The 23,086-nt window shown below is 68.8% G+C and carries 20 protein-coding genes, 1 tRNA gene and 1 pseudogene; 10 read left to right on the plus strand and 12 right to left on the minus strand.

What is annotated here, in order from left to right; all coding sequences use genetic code 11:
• The coding region (locus BHE75_RS03865; protein ID WP_139181819.1) for a cupin domain-containing protein at positions 1–405 on the minus strand (405 nt) is incomplete at its 3' end.
• Positions 406–501: 96 nt separating this feature from the next.
• Here BHE75_RS03865 and BHE75_RS03870 point away from each other — a divergent pair.
• Positions 502–1,344, plus strand: a complete 843-nt coding sequence (locus BHE75_RS03870; protein ID WP_070932531.1) for an SDR family oxidoreductase — start codon at positions 502–504, stop codon at positions 1,342–1,344.
• A 50-nt stretch (positions 1,345–1,394) separates the two neighbouring features.
• A complete protein-coding gene (locus BHE75_RS03875; RefSeq protein ID WP_070932533.1) occupies positions 1,395–2,189 on the plus strand; it encodes an alpha/beta fold hydrolase in 795 nt (264 codons plus the stop codon).
• Positions 2,190–2,274: 85 nt separating this feature from the next.
• Here BHE75_RS03875 and BHE75_RS03880 read toward each other — a convergent pair whose 3' ends face one another.
• Positions 2,275–2,604, minus strand: a complete 330-nt coding sequence (locus tag BHE75_RS03880; protein WP_015459376.1) for a winged helix-turn-helix transcriptional regulator — start codon at positions 2,602–2,604, stop codon at positions 2,275–2,277.
• A gap of 94 nt (positions 2,605–2,698) precedes the next feature.
• On the opposite strand from BHE75_RS03880, the gene BHE75_RS03885 reads away from it, so the two are divergent.
• Positions 2,699–3,064, plus strand: a complete 366-nt coding sequence (locus tag BHE75_RS03885; protein ID WP_254684357.1) for a nuclear transport factor 2 family protein — start codon at positions 2,699–2,701, stop codon at positions 3,062–3,064.
• Complete coding sequence (locus BHE75_RS03890) at positions 3,061–3,843, plus strand: SDR family oxidoreductase (RefSeq protein WP_070932537.1); 783 nt, start codon at positions 3,061–3,063, stop codon at positions 3,841–3,843. Before BHE75_RS03885 ends, BHE75_RS03890 begins: the two co-directional genes overlap by 4 nt.
• 41 nt (positions 3,844–3,884) lie before the next feature.
• Here BHE75_RS03890 and BHE75_RS24355 read toward each other — a convergent pair whose 3' ends face one another.
• From BHE75_RS24355 to BHE75_RS03920, 7 genes are all read right to left on the minus strand, one after another.
• Positions 3,885–4,031 (minus strand): hypothetical protein, encoded by a 147-nt coding sequence (locus BHE75_RS24355; RefSeq protein WP_191225144.1) that lies wholly within the window; start codon positions 4,029–4,031, stop codon positions 3,885–3,887.
• Between the two features lie 14 nt (positions 4,032–4,045).
• Positions 4,046–4,726: a hypothetical protein gene (locus BHE75_RS03895; RefSeq protein ID WP_070932538.1), complete on the minus strand. Its 681-nt coding sequence runs from the start codon at positions 4,724–4,726 to the stop codon at positions 4,046–4,048.
• Between the two features lie 257 nt (positions 4,727–4,983).
• Positions 4,984–5,060: transfer RNA gene (locus BHE75_RS03900), tRNA-Arg, on the minus strand.
• 35 nt (positions 5,061–5,095) lie between these two features.
• A complete protein-coding gene (locus BHE75_RS03905) occupies positions 5,096–6,607 on the minus strand; it encodes an efflux transporter outer membrane subunit (protein WP_070932540.1) in 1,512 nt (503 codons plus the stop codon).
• A complete protein-coding gene (locus BHE75_RS03910) occupies positions 6,604–9,786 on the minus strand; it encodes an efflux RND transporter permease subunit (RefSeq protein WP_070932542.1) in 3,183 nt (1,060 codons plus the stop codon). The genes BHE75_RS03905 and BHE75_RS03910 overlap by 4 nt, the downstream gene beginning before the upstream one ends.
• 3 nt (positions 9,787–9,789) lie before the next feature.
• Entirely contained in the window at positions 9,790–10,980 is a 1,191-nt protein-coding gene (locus tag BHE75_RS03915; RefSeq protein ID WP_070932544.1) for an efflux RND transporter periplasmic adaptor subunit, read from the minus strand.
• A 192-nt stretch (positions 10,981–11,172) separates the two neighbouring features.
• Entirely contained in the window at positions 11,173–11,949 is a 777-nt protein-coding gene (locus tag BHE75_RS03920; RefSeq protein WP_070932546.1) for an SDR family NAD(P)-dependent oxidoreductase, read from the minus strand.
• Between the two features lie 249 nt (positions 11,950–12,198).
• Here BHE75_RS03920 and BHE75_RS03930 point away from each other — a divergent pair, with 249 nt between their 5' ends.
• Positions 12,199–13,827, plus strand: a complete 1,629-nt coding sequence (locus BHE75_RS03930) for a Na+/H+ antiporter (protein ID WP_041865415.1) — start codon at positions 12,199–12,201, stop codon at positions 13,825–13,827.
• A 39-nt stretch (positions 13,828–13,866) separates the two neighbouring features.
• On the opposite strand, the pseudogene BHE75_RS03935 reads toward BHE75_RS03930, so the two are convergent.
• Positions 13,867–14,418, minus strand: a pseudogene (locus tag BHE75_RS03935) (MFS transporter); the annotation flags it as partial.
• A gap of 112 nt (positions 14,419–14,530) precedes the next feature.
• Here BHE75_RS03935 and BHE75_RS03940 point away from each other — a divergent pair.
• On the plus strand, positions 14,531–14,989 hold the full coding sequence (locus BHE75_RS03940) for a DUF488 domain-containing protein (RefSeq protein WP_070935468.1): 459 nt from the start codon (positions 14,531–14,533) through the stop codon (positions 14,987–14,989).
• On the opposite strand, the gene BHE75_RS03945 is transcribed toward BHE75_RS03940, so the two are convergent.
• The gene (locus BHE75_RS03945; RefSeq protein ID WP_070932551.1) at positions 14,986–16,359 is read right to left on the minus strand and encodes a PLP-dependent aminotransferase family protein; all 1,374 of its coding nucleotides are present in this window, start codon (positions 16,357–16,359) and stop codon (positions 14,986–14,988) included. The two genes, BHE75_RS03940 and BHE75_RS03945, sit on opposite strands and share 4 nt — an antisense overlap.
• Positions 16,360–16,457: 98 nt before the next feature.
• On the opposite strand from BHE75_RS03945, the gene BHE75_RS03950 reads away from it, so the two are divergent.
• Positions 16,458–16,859: a DUF983 domain-containing protein gene (locus BHE75_RS03950; RefSeq protein ID WP_236626913.1), complete on the plus strand. Its 402-nt coding sequence runs from the start codon at positions 16,458–16,460 to the stop codon at positions 16,857–16,859.
• Positions 16,860–16,881: 22 nt separating this feature from the next.
• Here the strand turns inward: BHE75_RS03950 and soxR are convergent, their stop codons facing one another.
• Entirely contained in the window at positions 16,882–17,343 is a 462-nt protein-coding gene (soxR, locus tag BHE75_RS03955) for a redox-sensitive transcriptional activator SoxR (protein ID WP_015459389.1), read from the minus strand.
• Positions 17,344–17,505: 162 nt separating this feature from the next.
• On the opposite strand from soxR, the gene BHE75_RS03960 reads away from it, so the two are divergent.
• Genes BHE75_RS03960 through BHE75_RS03970 form a run of 3 tightly spaced genes read left to right on the plus strand, consistent with a single transcriptional unit; the run spans position 17,506 to position 23,039 of the window.
• A complete protein-coding gene (locus BHE75_RS03960; RefSeq protein ID WP_438830605.1) occupies positions 17,506–18,576 on the plus strand; it encodes an efflux RND transporter periplasmic adaptor subunit in 1,071 nt (356 codons plus the stop codon).
• Position 18,577: 1 nt separating this feature from the next.
• Positions 18,578–21,655 carry an efflux RND transporter permease subunit gene (locus BHE75_RS03965; RefSeq protein WP_070932554.1) on the plus strand — a complete coding sequence of 1,026 codons (3,078 nt, stop codon included), beginning with the start codon at positions 18,578–18,580 and terminating at the stop codon, positions 21,653–21,655.
• Positions 21,648–23,039, plus strand: a complete 1,392-nt coding sequence (locus BHE75_RS03970; protein WP_070932556.1) for an efflux transporter outer membrane subunit — start codon at positions 21,648–21,650, stop codon at positions 23,037–23,039. The genes BHE75_RS03965 and BHE75_RS03970 overlap by 8 nt, the downstream gene beginning before the upstream one ends.
• Positions 23,040–23,086: the final 47 nt, after the last annotated feature.

The raw sequence follows: 23,086 nt of genomic DNA on the forward strand, positions 1-23,086 counted from the left end.
CAGGGCGGAGCGGACATGGATCATGCCGGGCAGGAGCGCGGACACCAGCGCCGCATTGGCGGGATCGACCCGGAAGCTGCCGCCCAGCATGCGGAAATCGGGCGCGCCATCGGGATCGCCGTGGCGCAGCGCCTGCCCGGACGGCTCCACCGGCACGCAGGCCATGCCCGGCCGGCTCGCCATGTCGAAGGCCGGCGCCACGGGCAGCAGCACGAAATCCCCCGCCTCCAGCCGCACCGGATCGCCCGCCGCCAATGTCAGCCAGCAGCCGCCCTCGACCACCATCGCGAAGCCGGGCATGCCATAAGCGGCGTAGCGCACGCCCCAGTCGCCGCGCGCGGTGATCGGCTTGGACAAAGCGGCATGGGGCCGCAGCAGGGCGATGACGGTGCTCAACGGGTCCATCGGGACGATCCGTAAATAATATCGGATCATGGATTATAGATCGTCCCCGCCCTCCCGTCTAACCCCGGCCGCGACAGCGAAGCCCAGGGAGGCGATATGAGCAGGACCGTTTTCATCACCGGCACCTCATCCGGCTATGGCAAGGCCGCCGCCGATCATTTCCTGGCGCGCGGGTGGAAGGTGATCGCCACCATGCGCCGCCCCGATCCCGCCACCTTCGCGGATGCCGGCGATCGGCTGAAGGTGCTGCCGCTGGACGTGACCGACGCGGACAGCATCGCGGGCGCCATCGCGGCCGGCCTGGACTGGGCCGGATCGATCGACGTGCTGGTGAACAATGCCGGGATCGGCCTGGCTTCCGCCGTCGAGGCGACGCCGGACGCCGTGATCCGGGAAATCTTCGAGACCAACAGCTTCGGCGTCTTCGCCATGTGCCGCGCCATCATCCCCGCGATGCGGCGGCAGGGGCATGGCGCGATCGTCAACGTGACGTCGAGCGCGGCGATCGGGCCGATGCCGCTGGTGGCCGTCTATGCCGGCAGCAAATGCGCCGTGGAGGGGTTCACCGAATCGCTGGCCTATGAGCTGCACCCCTTCGGCATCGAGGCGCGGCTGGTGGAGCCGGGCTATGCGCCGACCACCCGCTTCACCGCCAATGGCGGACCGCGCATGGCGGGGCTGATCCCCCCGGACTATGCCGCCTTCGCCCAGGCATGCTTCGCGAAGATGGCCGATTATCCCACGCCTTACTGCACCGAGGCGGAGGTGGCCGAGGCGATCTTCGCCGCCGCGACGGCGGAGCATCGCCGGCTCCGCTTTCCCGCCGGGGCCGATACCCGGATGCTCGCCGGCCTGCGCTGGTCGGCGGGCGAGGACCGGTATAGCATGCGGATGCGCGAGATGTTCGATCCCGCGGGCGCGCCGGCGGCGGCGGGCTGACGGGACGGCATCGCCGGGCCGGAGGCGATCGCGCTGGAGGGCATGGCCGCATGACCATCGACCGGCGCACATTCGTGGGGGCGGCAGCCCTCGCCGTGGGGAGCGCGGCCATGGCCGGCGCCATGACCGAGGCGCGCGCGGCGGCCGAGACGGCCGGCGGCGCGAAGGCCCGCAACGTCGTGCTGGTGCACGGCCTGTTCGCCGACGGATCGTCCTGGTCGGAAGTGATCCCGCTGCTGCAGGCGCGGGGGCTCAATGTCGTTTCCGTCCAGAACCCGCTCACCACATTGCCCGAAGCCGTCGCCGCCGCCCGCCGCGTGCTGGACAGGCAGACCGGGCCGACGGTGCTCGCCGGCCACAGCTTCGCCGGGATGATCGTCACCGAGGCGGGCGTGCATCCCAACGTCTCCGCGCTGGTCTATGTCGCGGCGCGGGCGCCCGATGCCGGCGAGGATTATGGGGCGCTGGCCGCGAAATTCCCGGCGGCCCCGGCCAGCGCGGGCATCATCTACGACGGCGACGAGGGGCGGCTGGGCGACGAAGCCTTCCTGCGCGACTTCGCGGGAGACCTGCCCGCGGCGAAGGCGAAGGTCCTCCTCGCCGTGCAGCAGCCCTTCCGCAGGGAATTGCTCGCCGGGCGCACCGCCAATGCCGCCTGGCGCGGCAAGCCGAGCTATTATGCGGTCTCCACCGAGGATCGCACGATCGACCCCGATCTCCAGCGCTTCATGGCCGGCCGCATGGGAGCCAGGACGATCGAGCTGCGATCGAGCCATGTCTCGCTCCTGTCCCACCCCGCCGAAATCGCGGGCCTGATCCTGGAGGCAGCCGGCGGGCATGGCTGATCCGTTGCGCGGTATCCGGCGCGCGCCGGGATGACGAGGATGAGGACGGGTTGATCGTCGTTCGACGGGATTCAGATGGGCGTCTTCATTCCCGTTCCGCCGCTGGCGGACGCTGACCGGCCCAGGTCAGCAAGGCATCGAGGGCGGGGCAAAGCGCCTGCCCCCAGTCCGTAAGGCAATATTCGACCTTGGGCGGCACCTGATGGTGGACGATCCGGCGCACGACGCCGTCCTTTTCCATCTGGCGAAGCTGCTGGATCAGCATCTTCTGCGAGATGGCGGGAATCGCCCGCTCAAGATCGGAGAAGCGCAATATCCTGCCGCCGAACAGATGGAACAGGATCACCAGCTTCCAGCGCCCCTCCAGTATCCGCAGCACCTCCTCCACCCCACTTGCTGCCGAAACCGGCGTCAAATGGCTATTCTTACCTTCAGGTAAGTTCCCTACTTTTTCGTGTGTTCTTGCCATTCACAAAGCGTAACCTCACTCTCGCGCTCGATCAATCAGCATGGCGTTCGACCGCGCCATGCACTGCCGAGGAAGCGCTATGCCGATTAATCTACCTCAACCCATTGCCGCCTATTTTGCCGCCGATCGAGCGGACGGCGAAGCGGTTGCGCGCTGCTTCACCGAGGACGCCGTCGTGCAGGACGAGGGCCGGACGCATGGCGGCCGACCGGCCATCGCCGCCTGGAAGGCGGACGCATCGGCCAGATACGCCTATACGAGCGAACCCGTCGCCATGGACGAGAGCGACGGCAGGACGGTCGTCACCTGCCATCTCGCCGGCGATTTTCCCGGCAGCCCCGTCGACCTGCGATTCTTCTTCCGCTTGCAGGGCGACAAGATCGCCTCGCTGGAGATCATCCCATGAGCTTCGACCTTCAGTTGGCCGGCGCGCGGGCGCTTGTCACCGGGGGCACCAAGGGGATCGGGGCGTCGGTGGTGGAGGCGTTGCAGGAGGCCGGGGCGCGCGTGGTCGCGACCGCGCGAACCGTGCCCGGCCCAGCCTCGGCGGGCGTCCATTATGCGGCGGCGGACCTGACGAGCGCGGAAGGCTGTGCTGTCGCCGCGCGGGCCACGCTCGACGCGCTTGGCGGGATCGACATCGTCGTCAACACGCTGGGCGGGTCGAGCGCGCCGCCGGGCGGCTTTGCGGCGCTCAGCGACGCGGAGTGGGCAAGGGAACTCGATCTCAACCTCATGCCCGCGGTCCGTATCGACCGGGCGCTGCTGCCCGCCATGATCGCGCAAGGGTCTGGCGTCGTCATCCACGTCACGTCGATCCAGCATGTGCTTCCCCTGCCGGAATCGACCACCGCTTATGCCGCCGCCAAGGCGGCGCTTGCGACCTACAGCAAGAGCCTGTCGAAGGAGGTGGCGCCCAAGGGCATCCGCGTCGTCCAGGTTTCTCCCGGCTGGGTGGAGACGGACGCCGCCGTGGCGCTGGCCGAGCGCCTCGCGGCTGACGCCGGAACCGATTATGAAGGCGGCAAGCGCATCATCATGAACGCGCTTGGCGGCATCCCGCTCGGTCGCCCGGCCAGGCCCAGGGAAGTGGCGGACCTGATCGCGTTTCTGGCATCGCCGAAAGCGGGCGCGATCACCGGCGCGGAATATGTCATCGATGGCGGCACCGTGCCCACGGCTTGAAGCGGACCCTTTCATGAACCGCCGTGGCGCACATATGCCGATCAGCCTTGCAAAGGTTTCTCCTTTGTTTGGGAAAGGCCGATTGCCGCGCTTTCAGGATCGTGATGCAATATCAGCGCGATAACGACGAGCGCGATGGGCCACGCCGTCGAGCCAATGACCGCTAAGGACCATTCCAACCAGCCCATGCCGCTCGTCCCCCCTACAACTCTATCTCATTGTCCGCGCCAGCTGCGTCGTTCGCCGCCGCAATCACCGCTTCCTTCGCTGGGGGCTCTGCACGGACGGCGACGACCTGCACCTCTTCCGCCTCGTTACGCAACATAGAGACGAACGCCCATTCCCGGCCAACGGTGATTATCCGATGAGCTTGCAGTAAATTCGATATCTTCTGCCCCCATTCGACGACCTCGGCGAACTGGTTCTCGACAGGCGCTTTGGCTTTGATGAGGTTTTTAAGGCTCCCCCTATGCAGCACATCGCCACTGCGCGCCCAAATTGTGGTGAGCTCCTCCTTGGTCGCAAATGGCCCGCCCTCCCAGTAATCGAAATGCCATCCTGTTTCAGTTTTCTTGAGGGTGCCGGGCACTGGAAAGAAATCGTCGTGCAAATCCTCAAGAGCATCAAATATCTGCCCAGGCTTATATTCTTTACGTAGGTTGCCCTGTGCTTGATCGATGAGGTCCCCATGAGCGACAAGGCAAGCGAGGCCAATTATCTCGCAGATCATGCGGATTTGCAAAATATCGAACTCGCGGATGATCTGTGATGGGATTCCCCTCTGATCGCCCGTGAAGGTATTGATGGCCGTCATTCGGACCTTCGCTTCAACCATCAAGTCATGGTAGCGTTGCTGGTCCTGCAGCTTTGCTTCAATCAACATAGCCCCTCCACTATGTCGGCACCATGTCGACATTTCTCATCGACAGCAATTTCATCCAAGGCGTCGCCATGGAGCGCTCGAACGACCGCCTCTGAGGCTGCAGCCGCCGCCTTTGAGTCGCTACTGTTAATGGCAGCCGTCTCAAATCGGATGGCCAAAAGCCGCTGGTCTCCTTGCAGCCCGATACCAACCAGAGCTCTCTCTTGTTCGGGAATGGCCTCAGCCGGAAACGCCGGATTGCCGTGCTTTCAGGATCGTGGTGCCCCGGGAGAGACTCGAACTCCCGACCTGCGGTTTAGGAAACCGTTGCTCTGTCCTGCTGAGCTACCGGGGCAACAGGTGGTTCCGTAGATTTCCGGGGGGGCGCCGTCAATCGGCCGCGCGCGGGAGGGGCGGGCGGGGGCTTGGGGGCTGTTCCATCAGCTCGTCGCCGCCCAGCGTCTGATAGAGGGCGACGAGATTCTGCGCGCGCGCCAGCCGCGTCGCCGCGAGGGTGCGGCGGGCGGAATAGAGGGTGCGCTGGGCATCGAGCAGGTTGAGATAGGAATCGATGCCGCCGCGATACCGCTCCGTCCCGAGATAGAGGCTGTCGCGGGCGGCTTCCTCCAGCGCGCGATCGGAGCCGAGCTGGCTGTCGATCGTGCCGCGCCGGGCCAGCGCGTCCGCCACCTCGCGGAAGGCCGTCTGGATCGCCTTCTGGTAATTGGCCAGCGCCAGATCGCGCTGCGCCCTGGCATCGGCGAGGTTGCCGGCATTGGCCCCCCAGTCGAAGATCGGCAGGGTGGCAGAGGGCTGCACGCTCCAGGTGAAGGCATCGCCGGTGAAGAGATCGGCAAGCGCGGTGCTGGCGAGGCCGGCCAGCGCCGTCAGCGAGATGCGCGGGAAGAAGGCCGCGCGCGCCGCGCCGATCCGGGCATTGGCGGCGTAGAGGCGATATTCGGCCTGCACCACATCGGGGCGGCGCAGCAGGATGCCGGAATCGAGGCCGGGCGGAAGCTCGGCAAGCTGGTCCTCCGTGCCGTCGAGCGCGGCGGGGAGGAGATCGTCCGCCACGGGGGCGCCGACGAGCAGCTCCAGCGCATTGCGATCCTGGGCGATCGCGGTGGTGAGCTGCGCCGCATCCGACCGTGCCTGGGCGAGGATCGTTTCCGCCTGGCGGAGATCGGTGCGCGGGGCGATGCCGCCCTGGAGGCGGGCGCGGGTAAGCTCCACGCTGCGCAGCGCGCTCGCCTCCGTATCGCGGGCGATGGCGAGCAGCGTGCGATCGGCGGCGAGCTGGAGATAGAGGTTGGCGACTTCGGCCACGAGCGTGAGGCGGGCGGCGCGAAGCGCGGCCTCCGTCCCCAGATATTCGTCGAAGGCGGCGTTGCTCAGGCTTTGCAGCCGGCCGAACAGATCGACCTCGAACGCGGTGACGCCGCCTTCGAGGCTGTAGGAGGTGTTGGTATCGCCGCCGCCGCCGCTTGCGCCGCCGTTGAGGGAGCCGCCGCCGTTCGCGCCGTGATTGACCGAGATCCGCCCGCTGGCGTCGATCCCCGGGAAGATGCCGGCATGCGCCACGCGATATTGCGCGCGCGCGGAGGCGACGTTGGCGAGGGCGGCGCGCAGATCCTGATTGTTGGCGATCGCCCGGTCGATGATCGCCTGCAGCTTCGGATCGCGGAAGACATCGCGATAGGTGACGGAGGGCAGGCCGGCCTCGCTCTGGCGGAGATAGGCGTCGCCCGCCGGCCAGCTTTGCGGGATGGCGGGCGCGGGGCGCGGCATATCCGGCGCCATGGTGCAGCCGGCGAGGAGAGCCAGGGCGGGGAGAGCCAGGGCGGGGAGAGCCAGGGCGGGAAGGGCCAGGGCGGAGAGGGCGGGCGGGAGGCGGCGGATCATGCCAGCGCCTCCGCGGCGCCGCCGGATGCCGGGCCGTCCGGCTTTTCCGCATGGCCCTTGCGGAACAGCCTGCGGACGAGGACGAAGAAGAGCGGCACGAAGAAGATCGCCAGCACCGTGGCGGTGATCATCCCGCCCATCACCGCCGTGCCGATCGCCACCCGGCTCTTGGCGCCGGCGCCGGTGGAGATGGCGAGCGGCAGCACGCCGAAGATGAAGGCGAGGCTGGTCATCAGGATCGGGCGCAGGCGGATGCGGGCGGCCTCCAGCGCGGCTTCCACCGCCGTGCGGCCCTGCCGTTCCGCCTGCTCGGCGAATTCCACGATCAGGATGGCGTTCTTGGCCGAAAGCCCCATGGTGGTGAGCAGGCCGACCTGGAAATAGATGTCGTTTTCCAGCCCGCGCGCCAGCACCGCCAGGGTCGCGCCGATCAGGCCGAGCGGCATCACCAGCATCACCGCGAAGGGGATGGACCAGCTTTCGTAAAGCGCCGCGAGGCAGAGGAACACGACCAGCAGCGACAGGCCGTAGAGATAGGGCGCCTGCCCGCCGGAAATCTGTTCCTGATAGGACAGGCCGGCCCAGGCGATGGAGACGCCGGGAAGCTGGCCCGCAAGCTCGGCGATGCGCGCCATCGCGTCGCCCGAGCTCTTGCCCGGCGCCGACTGGCCCTGAATCTCGTAGGAAGCGAGGCCGTTGAAGCGGGTGAGCGTGTTGGGCGCGCGGCCCCAATCGATATGGGCGAAGGCCGAGAAGGGCGCCATCTGCCCGGACGCGCCGCGCACGAACCAGTTGGCGAGATCCTCCGGCCGGCTGCGATAGGGGGCGTCGCCCTGGACATAGACGCGCTTCACCCGGCCGCGATCGACGAAATCGTTGACATAGTTGCCGCCCCACGCGGCCGACAGCGTCTGATCGACCGCCGCCTGGGTGAGGCCGAGCGCGCCGACCTTCGCCTGATCGATCTGGACCGACAAGGTGGGCGTATCCTCCAGGCTGTTCTGGCGGACCTGGGCGAGGATGGGATCGGCGGACGCCTCCGCGATGAGCTGATCGCGGCGGGCCTTGAACTCCTCCCGGCTGAGGCCGCCGGAATTGAGCAGCTCCAGCGTGAAGCCGCTCGACTGGCCGAGGCCGCGCACGGCGGGCGGGTTGAGCGCGTAGAACTGGACGTCGCGCATCTCGCGGCCCAGCTCCGCCGTCGCGCGGCGGGTGATCGCCTCCGCGCTGTTGGCCGAACCCTTGCGCTCGTCCCACGGCGCCAGCGACAGGAAGCCGCGCCCGGCATTCTGGCCGGTGCCCGCCTGGTTGCCGCCGATGACCGCATAGACGACGTTGGTGTTCTTGCCTTCCGTCCCCAGGAAATAGCGCTCGATCGTCTTGGCCGCCGCGATGGTGCGGGCCTGGGTGGCGCCCGCCGGCAGGGTGAACTGGAGCTGGGCGATGCCCTGGTCCTCCACGGGCAGGAAGCTGGTCGGCAGCTTGAGGAAGATGAGCACGAGCAGCACGACGATGGCGCCATAGACGAGGAGGGCCGCCTTCATGTGGCCGAACAGGCGGGCGACGCGGGCGCGATAGCCTTCGGACATGCGCGCGAACCAGGCGTTGAAGCGATCGCCATAATGGTGCGCGCGCTGGACGATCCAGGGGCCGCCGCGCCGGGCCGCGTGATCCGGCCGCTTGAGCAGGGTGGCCGCCAGCGCGGGCGAGAGGATGAGGGCGACCACCACCGAAAGCACCATCGAGGAGACGATGGTGATCGAGAACTGCTTGTAGATGACGCCGGTGGACCCGCCGAAGAAGGCCATCGGCAGGAACACCGCCGACAGCACCAGCGCGATCGCGATCAGCGCGATGTTGATTTCCGACATCGACTTGATCGTGGCGTCGCGGGGGGAGATGTCCGGCTCCTCCTCCATCACGCGCTCGACATTCTCGACCACGACGATCGCGTCGTCGACGAGCAGGCCGATCGCCAGCACCATGCCGAACAAGGTGAGCGTGTTGATCGAGAAGCCGAAGGCCGCGAGCACGCCGAAGGTGCCGAGCAGCACCACCGGCACGGCGATGGCCGGGATCAGCGTCGCCCGCCAGCTCTGGAGGAAGACGAACATCACCAGGACTACGAGGATGATCGCCTCGATCAGCGTCTTGATGACGTCTTCCACCGAAAGCTTGATGAAGGCGGTGCTGTCGTTGGGATAGGCGTAGCGCAGCCCCTGCGGGAAAGCGGAGGCGTGGCCGTCGACATAGCTGCGCACCAGCTTCGCCGTCTTGAGCGCGTCCGCGCCCGGCGCGAGCTGGATGGCGATGCCGGCGCCGGGATGGCCGTTGAGCCGGCTGACATTGTTGTAGCTTTCGCTGCCCAGCTCCACCCGCGCGACATCGCGCAGCAGCACCTTGGAGCCGTCCGTCTGCGTCTTGACGATGATGTCGCGGAACTGATCCGCCGTGGTGAGGCGGGACCGCGCCGTGACGATCGCGTTCAGCATCTGGCTGTCGGGCGAGGGCTGGCCGCCGATCTGGCCGGCGGCGACCTGCGTGTTCTGCGCCTGGATCGCCGCGATCACGTCCGCCGGCATGAGCTGGACGGCGGAAAGCTTGAAGGGATCGAGCCAGATCCGCATCGCATATTGCGATCCGAACACGTTGACGTCGCCGACGCCGGCGAGGCGGCCGATCGGATCCTGCAGGTTGGAGACGAGATAGTCGCTGACGTCGGCGCTCGTCATCCGATCCGTCTCGTCGTAGATCGACACCACCATCAGGAAATCCGCGTTGGATTTCGTGACGACCAGGCCCTGCTGCTGGACCTGCTGGGGCAGGCGGGGCAGCGCCTGCTGCACCTTGTTCTGCACCTGGACCTGGGCGATGTCCGGGTCCGTGCCCTTCTGGAAGGTGACGGTGACCGTGACCGAGCCGGACGAGTTCGAGGTGGACTGGAAGTAGATCAGCCCGTCGATGCCGGTGAGCTGCTGCTCGATCACCTGGGTGACGCTGGATTCGATCGTTTCGGCCGACGCGCCCGGATAGGTGGCGCGGATGTTGACCGAGGGCGGCGCGATATCGGGATATTGCTCCACCGGCAGCGTCAATATGCCGCCGATGCCCAGCAGCATGATGACGATGGCGATGACCCATGCGAAGATGGGCCGATCGATGAAGATGCGTGACAGCACGGCCTAGCCCCGCGCGGCCGGCCGGGAACCGCCCTGCGCCGCGCCCGGAGGCGCCTTGCCGGAGGCCGGCGGCGAGCCGGCGGGGACCGGCTTGACCGGCTGGCCGGGCCGGATCTTGCCCAGCCCCTCGACGATCAGCCTGTCGCCGGCGGCGATGCCCGACGTCACCAGCCATTTGTCGCCGATGGTGCGATCGGCCGTGACCTTGCGTTCGACGGCCTTGTTGTCCGCGCCCACCACCATCACGGTCGCCTCGCCGCGCGGCGTGCGCGACAGGCCCTGCTGGGGCACGAGGAAGGCGCCCTGGCTGGTCGCCTGCGCAAGGCGCGCGCGCACATACATGCCGGGCAGCAGGATGCCCGAGGGATTGGGGAAGAGCGCGCGCAGCGTGACCGTGCCGGTATTGGGATCGACCATCGCCTCGGCGAATTCCAGCCGGCCCTCCAGCGGATATTCGCTATTGTCCTCCAGCTTCAGGCGGACGGGCACGCGCTGGCCGCCGCCGCCGGGGGCCAGCGAGCGGCGCAGCGCCAGCAGCTCCGCGCTCGATTGCTGGATATCGACATAGATCGGATCGAGCCGCTGGATGGTGGTGAGCGGATCGGCCTGGTTTGAGGTGACGAGCGCGCCGGTGGTGACGAGCGAGCGGCCGATGCGGCCGGTGATGGGCGCGGGAACGCGGGTGAAGGCGAGGTTGATCCGCGCGGTTTCCAGGCTGGCGCGGGTCTGCGCCACGCTGGCGGCGGCCTGCTTCGCCGTGGCGGCGGCGTCGGTATAATCCTGCTTGGCGACGGCCTCGATCTCGGCCAGCGGCCTGTAGCGATTGGCGCGGGCCTGGGTCGCCTCGCGGTTCGCCTCGGCATTGGCGAGGTTGGCGGTCGCCTCGTTCACGGCGGCGCTGTAGAGGCTGGGATCGATCTGGTAGAGCGTCTGCCCGGCCTGGACGATGCTGCCTTCGGTGAACAGCCGCGCCTTGACCAGGCCGGAGACCTGCGGGCGCACCTCGGACGTCTCATAGGCGGTGGTGCGGCCGGAAAGCTCGACCTCCAGCGGCACGGTTTCGGGCTTCACGGTGATGAAGCCGGCCTCCGGCGGGCCCTTGTCGCGGCCATTGTCCCGGTTGCCGGAGCAGGAGGAGAGCGAGATGGCGAGGGCGGCAAGACCGGCCGCCCGGAACAGCAGCCGGTAATTCAACGACGCACCATGATGAGGGCCATTCGTCCACGCTCCTGAACTGCCGGCGATGCCAGGACAGCCGACGCCATCCGGACCAAGCCGACACGAATCATATGCCCCACGCACGGCTACCTAAAGCGTCGCCGCGCGGAAGTGTAGCGCTTTCCGATGGATGGCCGGCCGGAGGATGACGGCCGGGCGGGCGCCGGACTACATGCCGTAGGTTTCGAGCAGGTTGACCTGCCCGGTATGCGCCAGCATGCCCCCGTCGACGATGAAGTTCTGGCCGGTGATGTAGGAGGCATCGGCGGAGGCGAGGAAGGCGATCAGCCCGGAAACCTCCTCCACCTGCCCCGGCCGGCGCATCGGGATGGCGGCGTGCCATTTGGCCAGCGCCTCGGGCGAGCTCTGGCTGGTGGCCGGCGTGACGATCAGGCCGGGGCTGACCGCGTTGACGCGGATGCCGTCGCGCGCATGATCGAGCGCGATCGATCGGGTGAGGTTGATGACGCCCGCCTTGGCCGCATTATAAGCATGGAAGCCGTAATCGCCCGCGACGCCGCAAACGGAGGCGATGTTGATGACCGAGCCGCCCGTCTTCACCAGATGCGGGATGGCGAAGCGACAGGCGTAGAAGATCGAATCCAGATCGGTGGCGATCACATGGTGCCAGACGGCGGGATCGACCGTGGTGACGCGGCCGAGCATGCCCGAGCCGGCATTGTTCACGAGCACGTCGATCGCGCCATATTCGCCGACCGTGAAATCGATCAGCCCGGCGATGTCGTCCGGCTTGCTGACGTCGGCCACGCGGATGCGGGCCCTGTCCCCCGCGCCGAGCGCATCGGCGCGTTCCTTCAGGCTCCCTTCCGTCCGGCCGGCGAGGACGACGCGCGCGCCTTCCTCGACAAAACGCGCGGCCGCCGCCGCGCCGATGCCGGCGGCCGCGCCGGTGACGATGACGACCTTGTCCTCGAAACGCCTCATTGATCTTCCCCATGCTTGCCGGTTGCGCCCGGTTCCCTGCCGGCGGAAGGTGCCTCATCCCGATGCGGATGGGGCGCGCCATTCGCCCGTTTCGCGATCTTTGCGGCCGTTTCGACGAGCGCGACCATCGGCGCGACGTTCCGCCCCCATTTCCGAACGGGGTCGTCAGCGCGGAAATAATGCCGCAAGAAGGGGATGAGCGCGGGGGACGCCCCGCAGGCGACCGTGGATGCAAGCGAGGGAATATCGTTGGAAACGATCACTATCATCCTGATCCTGTTGCTGGCGGTGGTGGTGAGCGGCGTGGTTTCGCGCATGCTGCCCCTGCCCGTTCCCCGACCGCTGGTGCAGATCGCGCTGGGCGGCGTGATCGGCCTTGCCGCCAACTGGCGGGTGACGCTGGACCCGGAGATATTCTTCCTGCTCTTCCTGCCGCCGCTGCTGTTCCTGGACGGCTGGCGCATCCCCCGCGAGGAGCTGTTCAAGGACGGCAAGACCGTGCTGGAGCTGGCGCTGGGGCTGGTGGTGTTCACCGTGCTCGGCATGGGGCTGATCATCAACTGGATGATCCCGGCGATGCCGCTGCCCGTCGCCTTCGCGCTGGCGGCCGTGATCTCCCCCACCGATCCGATCGCGGTTTCGGCGATCGCCCAGCGCGTGCCCATCCCCAAGCGAATGATGCACATATTGGAAGGGGAATCGCTGCTGAACGACGCTTCCGGCCTCGTCTGCCTGCGCTTCGCGGTGGCGGCGGCGCTGACGGGCGTCTTTTCGATCGGCGATGCCGCGCTGAACTTCCTGTGGGTGGCGCTGGGCGGCATCGCGATCGGCGCGGGCGTCACCTTCCTGGTCGTGCGCATCAAGGCGGGGGTGAGCGGCCGTTTCGGCGAGGATAGCGGATCGCAGATCCTGATCAGCCTGCTGATCCCGTTCGGCGCCTATCTGGTGGCCGAGCATCTCCATTGTTCCGGCATCCTCGCGGCTGTGGCGGCGGGGCTCGCCATGGGCTTCGCCGAAGGTTCCGCCCAGGCGATGGCCGCCACCCGCATCCGCCGCAACACCGTGTGGGATGCGATCCAGTTCACCGCCAACGGCATCATCTTCGTGCTGCTGGGCGAGCAATTGCCGCTGATCCTGGCGGGGGCGGCCGAAACGGTGCGGATCACCGGCCATCACGAGCCGGGCTGGCTGGCCGTATATGTGCTGGCGATCAACCTGGGGCTGGCGGCGCTGCGCTTCATCTGGGTGTGGGTGTCCTTCCGCTTCACCCTGCTGACCCATGGGCGGACCCGCCAGCAGCCCAACTGGCGGCTGGTGGCGGCGATGTCCTTCGCGGGCGTGCGCGGCGCGATCACGCTGGCCGGCGTGCTGACCCTGCCGCTGGCGATGGCCGACGGATCGCCCTTTCCGGCGCGCGACCTGGCGATCTTCCTGGCGATGGGGGTGATCATCGTTTCGCTGATCGTCGCCAGCATCGGCCTGCCCTGGCTGCTGAAGGGGCTGGAGATGCCGGCCGAATCCTCCCAGCTCGCGGAGATCGAGGCGGCGCGCATCGCGGCGGCCAAGGCCGCGATCGCCGAGGTCGAGCGCGTCGAGCACGTGCTGGCCGAGGGGCAGGAGGATGCGGACCTCTATGTCGAGATCGCCGGGCGGATCATGGACATCTATCGCCGCCGGATCGAGACCCGGTCCCCCATCGCCGAAGACGCGGCGGCCGCCAGGCGGGTGGACAGGATCGAGAAGGAGCTGCGGCTGGCGGCGCTGAGGGCCGAGCGGGCCGAGATCACCCGGCGCAGCCGCCAGCGCGAGCTTGGCAGCGACGGCGCCCGCAAGCTGATCCGCGAGCTGGACCTGATGGAAACCCGCTATGCGGGATGAAGGCGGCCCCGCCGGCGCATCCTGCCGGCGGGGCGGCGATCAGGCCGCCTCCACCCGAACCCGCTCCAGCCGGGGCGAGAGCAGGTGGACCGCGACCAGCGCCAGGAAATAGGCGCTGCCCGCCACCGCGAAGAGCGGCGTGTAGGTGCCGAAGCCGTCGAGGATGAAGCCGGCATATTTGGCCATCATCATCCCCCCGATCGCGCCCACCGTGCCGCCGATGCCGATCACCGATCCCACCGCGGCGCGCGGGAACACATCCGACGGCAGGGTATAGAGATTGGCCGAAAATGCCTGGTGCGCGGCCGTGGCGACGCCGATCACGAGCACCGCGACCCACAGATTATCGATATTCTGGGTGAAGAATATCGGCAGCACCGCGGCCGCGCAGACCAGCATCGTCGCCTTGCGGGCGAAATTGACCGACCGGCCCGCCCGCATCAGCCGCGAGGACATCCAGCCGCCGGCGATGCTGCCGACATCGGATAGCAGGTAGATCGCCACCAGCGGCGGCCCGAAGCTGAGGAGATCGAGGCCGTAGCGATCGCCGAGATAGCCGGGCAGCCAGAACAGGAAGAACCACCAGATCGGCTGGGGTGAGAGCGGCAATGTCTCCGACGTCGGGCCGTTGGACTGACCAATCCGGCGGATATTGCGTCCGCCGGCCGGGGCCAGCACAATGGCGCGGCATCGGGAGGAAGGAATGGCCGCCGGATCGCCGCAGGATATCCGCATCAAGCGCGCCTATCTGGCGCCCGCCGACGATGACGGGCGGCGCATATTGGTGGACAGGCTGTGGCCGCGCGGCCTTGCCAGGGCGAAGGCCGCGATCGACCTGTGGCTGAAGGATGTCGCGCCCAGCACGGAGCTGCGCCACTGGTTCGGCCACGATCCCGCGCGCTGGGCGGAATTCCGCAAGCGATATGCGGCGGAGCTGGCGGGCAATCCGGCGGTCGCGGAACTGCGGGAGATCGCGGGNGGCCACGATCCCGCGCGCTGGGCGGAATTCCGCAAGCGATATGCGGCGGAGCTGGCGGGCAATCCGGCGGTCGCGGAACTGCGGGAGATCGCGGGCAGGGAGCGGGTGACGCTGGTCTACGCCGCGCATGACGAAGCGCACAATAATGCGGTAGCGCTGGCGGCGTATCTGGCGGGCGCCTAGCCCGCCGCCCGTGCCCGGTTGCGGAGCAGCAGGGCTTCCAGGCATTCGAGGGCGCGGCGCAGCCGATCATGGTCGATCGCGCCGCCCAGCGATATCCTGACGGCGGCTGCGGGGCGATCCTTGCGGACGGCGAAGGCTTCGCCGGGGACGATGGAGAGCCCCATGCCGCGCACCGCCGCGGCGAGATCGGTGGCGGCCATGCCCGGCCCCAGCGGAAGCCAGAGGTGATAGCCTTCGGGATGGGCCGCATAGGGCACCTGCCCCAGATGGTGCGCGGCGATGCGCTGCCGGGCCACGGCTTCGCTGCGGACGCCGGCCACCAGCCGGTCTAGCGTGCCGTCGCGAATCCAGCCCGTCACCAGCGCGGCGTTGAGCGGCGCGGCCATGACCGCGGTTTCGTGGATATCGGCCGACAGCCGCCAGGCATCGCGGGCCGAAGGCGCGCGGACATGGGCGATGCGCAGCGCGGGCGAGACGATCTTGGACAGGCTGGCGATATGCCAGGTCCGTTCGGGCGCGAGGCTGGCGATCGTCGCGGGCGGGGCCGCGGGAAGCCGGCCATAGGCGTCGTCCTCGATGATCTGGGCGCCGTGGCGGCGGGCCAGCGCCGCGATCGCCGCGCGCCGTTCGGCGCCGAGCGTGGCGGNGGTGGGATTATCGTTGGTGGGGACGACATAGACGGCCTTCGCCCCGCCCCGGAGCGCGCGGGCGACGCCATCGGGATCGAGCCCCTCCGCATCGGTTTCGACCGGATCGACGCGGATGCCGAAGCGGGCCGCGAGCGCGAGCAGGCCGGGATAGACGAAGCGGCCGGCGGCCAGCCTGTCGCCGGGCGCCAGGACATTGGCGAGGATCGCATGGAGCGCGTTCTGCCCGCCGGCCGCGATCGCCACCTCATCCTCGGTCGATGGCATGCCCCGCGCCGACAGCGCCTCCGCCGCGACGGCGCGATCGTGCCCGTAGCCGCCGGTCGGCTGATATTGCAGCAGCGGGGAGGGGCCGGAGGCGCGGAGCAGCGCCGCCATGCCGGTGCGGATCGCCTCGCCGAGCTGGGAGAAGCCGGGCTGGGGCGGCATGTTCATGCCGGTATCGTCGGATGCCTGCGCGGCCAGCGCCTGCACATGCGCGCCGTTGCGGACGAAGCTGCCGAGGCGGCCGGCGCCTTCGACCAGCCCCGAGGACCGCAGCAGGCCATAAGCACGGGTGACCGTGGTGAGATCCACATCGAGCGCGCGGGCAAGATCGCGCTGCGGGGGCAGGCGCTGTCCCGGCCGGATCCGGCCGGCGCGGATCGCGCCTTCGATCGTATCGGCAATGGCCAGATAGAGCGGGCCGGAGGCGGCCCGGATCGCGGTCACCCAATTTTGCATGGATCGTCTGCATGGTTATGTATGGTTGTTGCAACCATACATAACGCCTAGATGGACGGCAAGCATATCGAACAGACGAGGCAAGGCCCGTGAACAGCATGCCGGGGAAGATGGAAGCCCAGCCGCAGGACGGCCCATGGCCGAAGCTGGAGCCGATCCGCACGGGCCTGCGCGGCCGCTGCCCCCGCTGCGGGCAGGGGCATCTGTTCCAGGGATTCCTGAAGCTGCGCGACGGGTGCGAGGTCTGCGGGCTGAGCTACGACTTCGCCGATCCCGCCGACGGGCCGGCCTTCTTCGTCATATGCTTCGGCTGCGTGCCGGCGGTGACCTTCGCGCTGCTGCTGGAGATATGGCTGAGCCCGGCCTGGTGGGTCCACCTCGTCACGTCGCTGCCCTTCCTGATCGTGACGTGCGTGCTGCCGCTCAGGCCGCTGAAGGGGTGGCTGGTGTGCAGCCAGTTCTTCTTCAAGGCGGGCGAGGGCCGGATCGCCGGCGGCTAGGGCGCCTGGAAATCGCTCTGGCTCAATCCGGGTCGAGCAGGCGCGGCCCGCTGCCATTTTCGGCGAGCGTGTCGCCCGGATTGCGCAGGGGGCAATCCTCGGTCGAGAGGCAGCCGCAGCCGATGCAGGAGCTCAGCTGATCCCGGAGGCGGGTGAGCCGCCCGATCCTGTCGTCCAGATCGTCGCGCCATTCGGTCGACAGCCGTTCCCACGCCGCGATCGTTACCCGCCCGTCCGACGACAGAGAGGCGAGCCGGTCGCGGATGACGGCAAGGGGGATGCCGGCGCGCTGCGCCACCTTGATGATCGCGATCGCGCGCAGCACGCCGCGATGGAAGCGGCGCTGGTTCCCCGCCGTGCGATGCCCCCAGATCAGCCCCTTCGCCTCGTAGAAATGGACCGTCGACACCGGCACGCCGGCGCGGGCCGCGACCTCGCCCACGCTGAGTTCGCGCAATGCCTGTGCGTGCGTCAGCCTTGCCACCGATTCCCCCTTTACCTCAATCATGGTTGAGGTTTTATAGAGGCGCTCCCGATTCGAACAAGGGAGCGTCCCCTGGAACATTCAAGCCTTGCCGACCAGCGGGATGCGCCTGCCGGTCCATCATCCTATCCCACCGATAGCAGGCCGGGCCGCACGCGGCCGATCATCTTCGCGCTGGCGGCCACGCTGCTGCTGTTCGGCGCGCTTTATGGCTGGCGGACGCTGCGCAACGCCGCGCCGCCGCCGCAGGCCCCGCCGCCCGTATCGGTGGCCGCCGTGATCGCGACGCCCGTGGACGTGCCGGTGGCGCTGGAAGCGGTGGGATCGCTGCGGGCGGTGCGCGAGGTGGTGCTGGCGCCCGAGGTGGCGGGCCGGGTGGTGGGCATCCGCTTCACCGCCGGCGCCCGCGTGCAGGCCGGGGCGCCGCTGGTCGAGCTTTACGATGCGCCGGAACGGGCCGACCGGGCGGCGGCGGCGGCGCGCGCGGCCTTCGCCAGGTTGCAGCTTTCGCGATCGCGCGAACTGGAGCCTTCCGGCGCGGAATCGCGCGAGCTGCTGCAGCAGCGGCAGGCCGAATATGACCAGGCGATCGCCGCCGTCCGCCAGCTCGATGCGCGCATCGCCCAGAAACTGGTGCGCGCGCCCTTCGCGGGCGAGCTGGGCATACGCCAGATCAATCCGGGCCAATATCTGAACCCGGGCGATCCGATCGCGACGCTGACGGCGCTCGATACCCTCTATGTCGATTTCACCGTGCCGCAGCAGGAACTGGCGCGGCTGGCGATCGGCGGCGTCGTGAACCTTGCCAGCGACGCCTGGCCCGGCCGCCGCTTCACCGCGCGGGTGAACGCGATCGAGCCGCGCATCGGCGGCGACAGCCGCAACGTGACGGTGCAGGCGACGGTGCCCAACCCGGATCGCGCGCTCCGCCCCGGAATGTATGTGACCGCCGCGCTGGACCTGCCGCCGCAACGGGGCGCGCTGGTGGTGCCCGCCACCGCGATCCAGACATCGGCATCGGGCGACAGCGTGATCGTGGTGCGCGGCGCCGATGCCCGCAAGAGCGGCAAGGCCGAGATCGTCGCCGTCACCGTCGGCCGCCGCTTCGGCAATCAGGCGGTGATCGCGCAGGGGCTGAAGCCGGGCGACGTCGTGGTTTCCGAAGGCCAGTTGCGCGTGCAGCCGGGGGCGAACGTCTCCATCGCCCGGCTGCTGCCGGCCGGAGGGAAGTGAGATGCGCTTCACCGATATCTTCATCCGCCGGCCGATCCTGTCGATCGTCGTCAGCCTGCTGATCCTGCTGGTGGGCGGGGCGGCGCTGTTCTCGCTCCCCGTGCGCGAATATCCCAACATGGAAAGCGCCACGATCGTGGTCGACACCAGCTTTCCGGGCGCGACCCAGCAGGTGATGCAGGGCTTCGTGACGACGCCGATCGCGCAGGCGATCGCGACCGCCAACGGCATCGAATATCTCACCTCCACCTCCAGCCAGGGCAAGAGCCAGGTGAAGGCGAAGCTGGTGCTGAACGCGGACGCCGACCGATCGATGACGGAGGTGCTCGCCAAGGTGCAGCAGGTGAAATACCGCCTGCCCCAGGGCGCCAACGATCCGGTCATCACCAAGATCACCGACGGCGCATCGGCGGTGCAATATGTCGCCTTCGTGAGCGACAAGCTTTCCGTCCCCCAGATCACCGATTTCGCGTCGCGGGTGGCGCAGCCGCTGATAACGGCGGTGCCGGGCGTGGCTTCCGCCGAGATATCCGGCGGGCAGACGCTGGCGATGCGCATCTGGGTCGATCCCGTGCGGCTGGCGGCGCGCGGGCTTTCCGCCGGCGACATCGCGGCCGCCCTGCGCGCCAACAACGTGCAGGCGGCGCCCGGCCGGCTGAAGGGGCAGGATACCGCCATCAACATCACCGCCGCCACCGACCTGACGGGCGTGGAGGATTTCCGGTCGATGGTGGTGAAGAGCGGCATGGACGGGCTGGTGCGGCTGGGCGATGTCGCCACCGTCGAGATCGGCGGGCAGAATTACGACAGCAGCGCGATGACGAGCGGCCACCGATCGGTGACGATCGCCATTTCGCCCACGCCGGACGGCAACCCGCTGGAGATCGTGAAGGCGGTGAAGGCGCTGTTGCCCGACATGCAGCGCGTCGCCCCGCCGGGGCTGAAGGTCATCAGCCAGTTCGACGTCGCCCATTTCGTGAATGCCGCGATCGACGAGGTCGTCCACACGCTGGGCGAGGCGATCCTGATCGTGGTGATCGTGATCTTCCTGTTCCTGGGCTCGTTCCGGGCGGTGCTGATCCCGGTGGTGACGATCCCGCTGTCGCTGGTCGGCACGGCGGCGCTGATGCTGGCCTTCGGCTTTTCGCTGAACCTGCTGACGCTGCTGGCGATGGTGCTGGCGATCGGGCTGGTCGTCGACGACGCGATCGTGGTGGTGGAGAATATCCACCGCCATATCGAGGAGGGCCTTTCCCCGGTTAAGGCGGCGCTGGTGGGCGCGCGCGAGATCGTGGGGCCGGTGATCGCGATGACGATAACGCTGGCCGCGGTCTATACGCCGATCGGCCTGATGGGCGGGCTGACGGGCGCGCTGTTCCGCGAATTCGCCTTCACGCTGGCCGGATCGGTGATCGTTTCCGGCGTGGTGGCGCTCACCCTTTCGCCGATGATGAGTTCCTGGCTGCTGAACGCCAAGGTTTCCGAAGGGCGGCTGGCGCGCGCGATCGAGCATCGCATGGAGCGGCTGACGGCCGGCTACGGCCGGCTGCTGGCGCGGACGCTGGAGGCGCGCGCGGCGGTGCTGGTGGTGGGGGCGGCGGTGCTGATCGCGATCGTCGTGCTGTTCACCGGCGCGCGGCGGGAACTCGCCCCGCCGGAGGACCAGGGCTATGTGTTCGTCCAGACCAAGGCGCCGCAATATGCCAATGTCGAATATACCGCGCGCTATGCCGATGAGGTGGAGCGCATGTTCCGGCGGCTGCCCGAATATGTGAGCAGCTGGTTCGGCAACGGCACCGATGGCGAGAATGAAGGCTTCGGCGGCGTGATCCTGAAGGAATGGGCCGACCGCGACCGCAGCGCGGACGACGTGCAGGCGCAGCTGAACGGGGAGGGCGCGGCCATCACCGGCGTCTATGCCGCGGCGTTCCAGGCGCCGGCGCTGCCGGCATCGAGCGGCGGCCTGCCGGTGCAGATGGTGATCCGTTCGTCCGACGACTTTCCCGCCATCTATGCGGCGATGGAGGGGATAAAGGGCGCGGCCTGGGGCAGCGGCCTGTTTGCCTTCGTCGACAGCGACCTCGCCTTCGACAGCCCGGAAGCGCGCATCACCATCGATCGCGCCAAGGCGGGCGAGATGGGCGTGACGATGGAGGCGATCGCCGACACGCTCGCCATCCTGGTGGGCGAGAATTACATCAACCGCTTCAACTGGCACGACCGTTCCTACGACGTCATCACCCAGGTGCCGCGCGACCAGCGGCTGACGCCCGACAATCTCGGCCGTTACTATGTGAAGGCGAAGACGGGCGAGATGGTGCCGCTCGCCACCGTGGTCCGCATCGACATGCGGCCCGAGGCGAACCGGCTGCCGCAGTTCAACCAGATGAATTCGGCCACCCTTTCCGCCGTGCTGGCGCCGGGGGTGACGATGGGGCAGGCGGTGGACTTCCTGAAGGCGCAGCCGCTGCCGCCGGGAACGACGATCGACTGGCTTGCCGACAGCCGCCAATATGTGACGGAAGGGGACAGGCTGACCGTTTCCTTCGGCTTCGCGCTGATCGTGATCTTCCTGGTGCTGGCCGCGCAGTTCGAAAGCTTCCGCGATCCGCTGGTGATCCTCGTCACCGTGCCGCTGGCGGTGTGCGGCGCGCTGCTGCCGCTGTGGCTGGGGTTCGCGACGCTCAACATCTACACGCAGATCGGCCTGGTCACCCTGATCGGGCTCATATCCAAGCACGGCATCCTGATGGTGAGCTTCGCCAACGAGATGCAGCATGGCGAGGGGCTGGACCGGACGACCGCGATCCGCCGCGCGGCGGCGGTGCGGATGCGGCCGGTGCTGATGACGACGGCGGCGATGGTGGCGGGGCTGGTGCCGCTGCTCTTCGCCAGCGGGGCCGGCGCATCCAGCCGGTTCGCGATCGGCATCGTCGTGGTGATGGGCATGCTGATCGGCACGCTGTTCACCCTGTTCGTGCTGCCGACGATCTACAGCCTGATCGCGCGGGACCATCGCGCGACGGAGGCAAGCCCGCGCGAAAGGGAGTTGCGGACGATGGAGGCGGGCCATGCATAAGTTTTCCTGGCTCGCGGCCCTGGCGCTCGGCGGATGCGCGATGGGGCCGGATTATCGCCCGCCGGCCACGCCGCCGGCCGCCGCCGATCGCTTCGTGACGGCGGCCCCGGCGACGGACGCGGCCGCCCCGCTGCCGGATGCGTGGTGGCGGCTCTACGACGATCCCGTGCTCGACCGCTTGGTGGCGCGGGCCTTCGCCGCCAATGCCGACCTGCGCGTCGCGGCGGCGAACCTCGCCCGCGCCCGCGCGGTGGCGGACGAGGCCGTGGCCGGCCGGCTGCCGACCACGGACGCGAGCGGCGGCGTCTCCTACGGCGATGCCGTGGCCGGCGGCTTTCCGCAGGGCGGGCGGCAATGGACCTATAGCGGGACGATGGCGATCGCCTGGGAGGCGGACCTGTTCGGCCGCGTCGGCCGGACGATCGCGGCGGCGCGGGCCGATGCCGATGCGGTGGAGGCCGCGCGCGACATGGTGCGCGTGGCGGTGGCGGCGGAAACGGCGCGGGCCTATGCCGACGCCTGTTCCTTCGGCGCATCGATCGCGATCGCGCGGCAATCGCTTGCCACCGCCGAGGACGGGCTGAAGCTGATCGCCACGCGGCAGAAGGCGGGCGCGGCCGGCCGCCTGGATGTGGNGCGCGCGGCGACGGCCGCCGCCAACGCCCGCGCGGCGATCCCGCCGCTGGAAGGGCAAAGGCAGGCGGCGCTTTACGAGCTGACCGCGCTGCTGGGCGAGACGCCCGCCAACGTCCCGGCGGAGGCGGCGCAATGCACCCGTCCGCCGGCGCCGGCGGCGGCGCTGCCGATCGGCGACGGCACGGGGCTGCTGCGCCGCCGGCCCGACCTGCGCGAGGCGGAACGGCGGCTGGCGGCCGATACGGCGCGCATCGGCGTGGCGATGGCCGATCTCTATCCGCGCGTCAGCCTGGGCGGATCGGCGGGATTCTTCCGCAACGATCAGGTGCGGGGCGGGGATTCCTTCTCCTTCTCGGTCGGGCCGCTGCTATCCTGGAGCTTCCCCAACATGGCGGTGGCGCGGGCGCGCATCCGCCAGGCCGAGGCGGGAGCCGATGCATCGCTGGCGGCATTCGACGGCAAGGTGCTGGCGGTGCTGAAGGAGGTGGAGCAGGCGCTGGCGCTCTATGGCGCGGAGGACCGCCGCAACCATGCGCTGGCGGAGGCGAGCATCCGCGCGGACGCGGCCTATGGCCTTGCCGACCGGCGCTACCGGGCGGGGTCCATATCCCATCTGGACCTGCTGGATGCGCAGCGCGCGCTGATCGATACGCGGGCGGCGCTGGCCGATTCCACCCAGAAGCTCGGCACGTCGCGGATCACCTTGTTCAAGGCGCTGGGCGGCGGCTGGGTGCCCCCGCCCGAATGATCGCGCGGCAGGATGCGACGCCCGGCGCCGGCATAAGGGGTGCCGGG

This window comes from Edaphosphingomonas haloaromaticamans (genome assembly GCF_001853345.1).
Taxonomy (GTDB): Bacteria; Pseudomonadota; Alphaproteobacteria; order Sphingomonadales; family Sphingomonadaceae; genus Sphingomonas_E; species Sphingomonas_E fennica.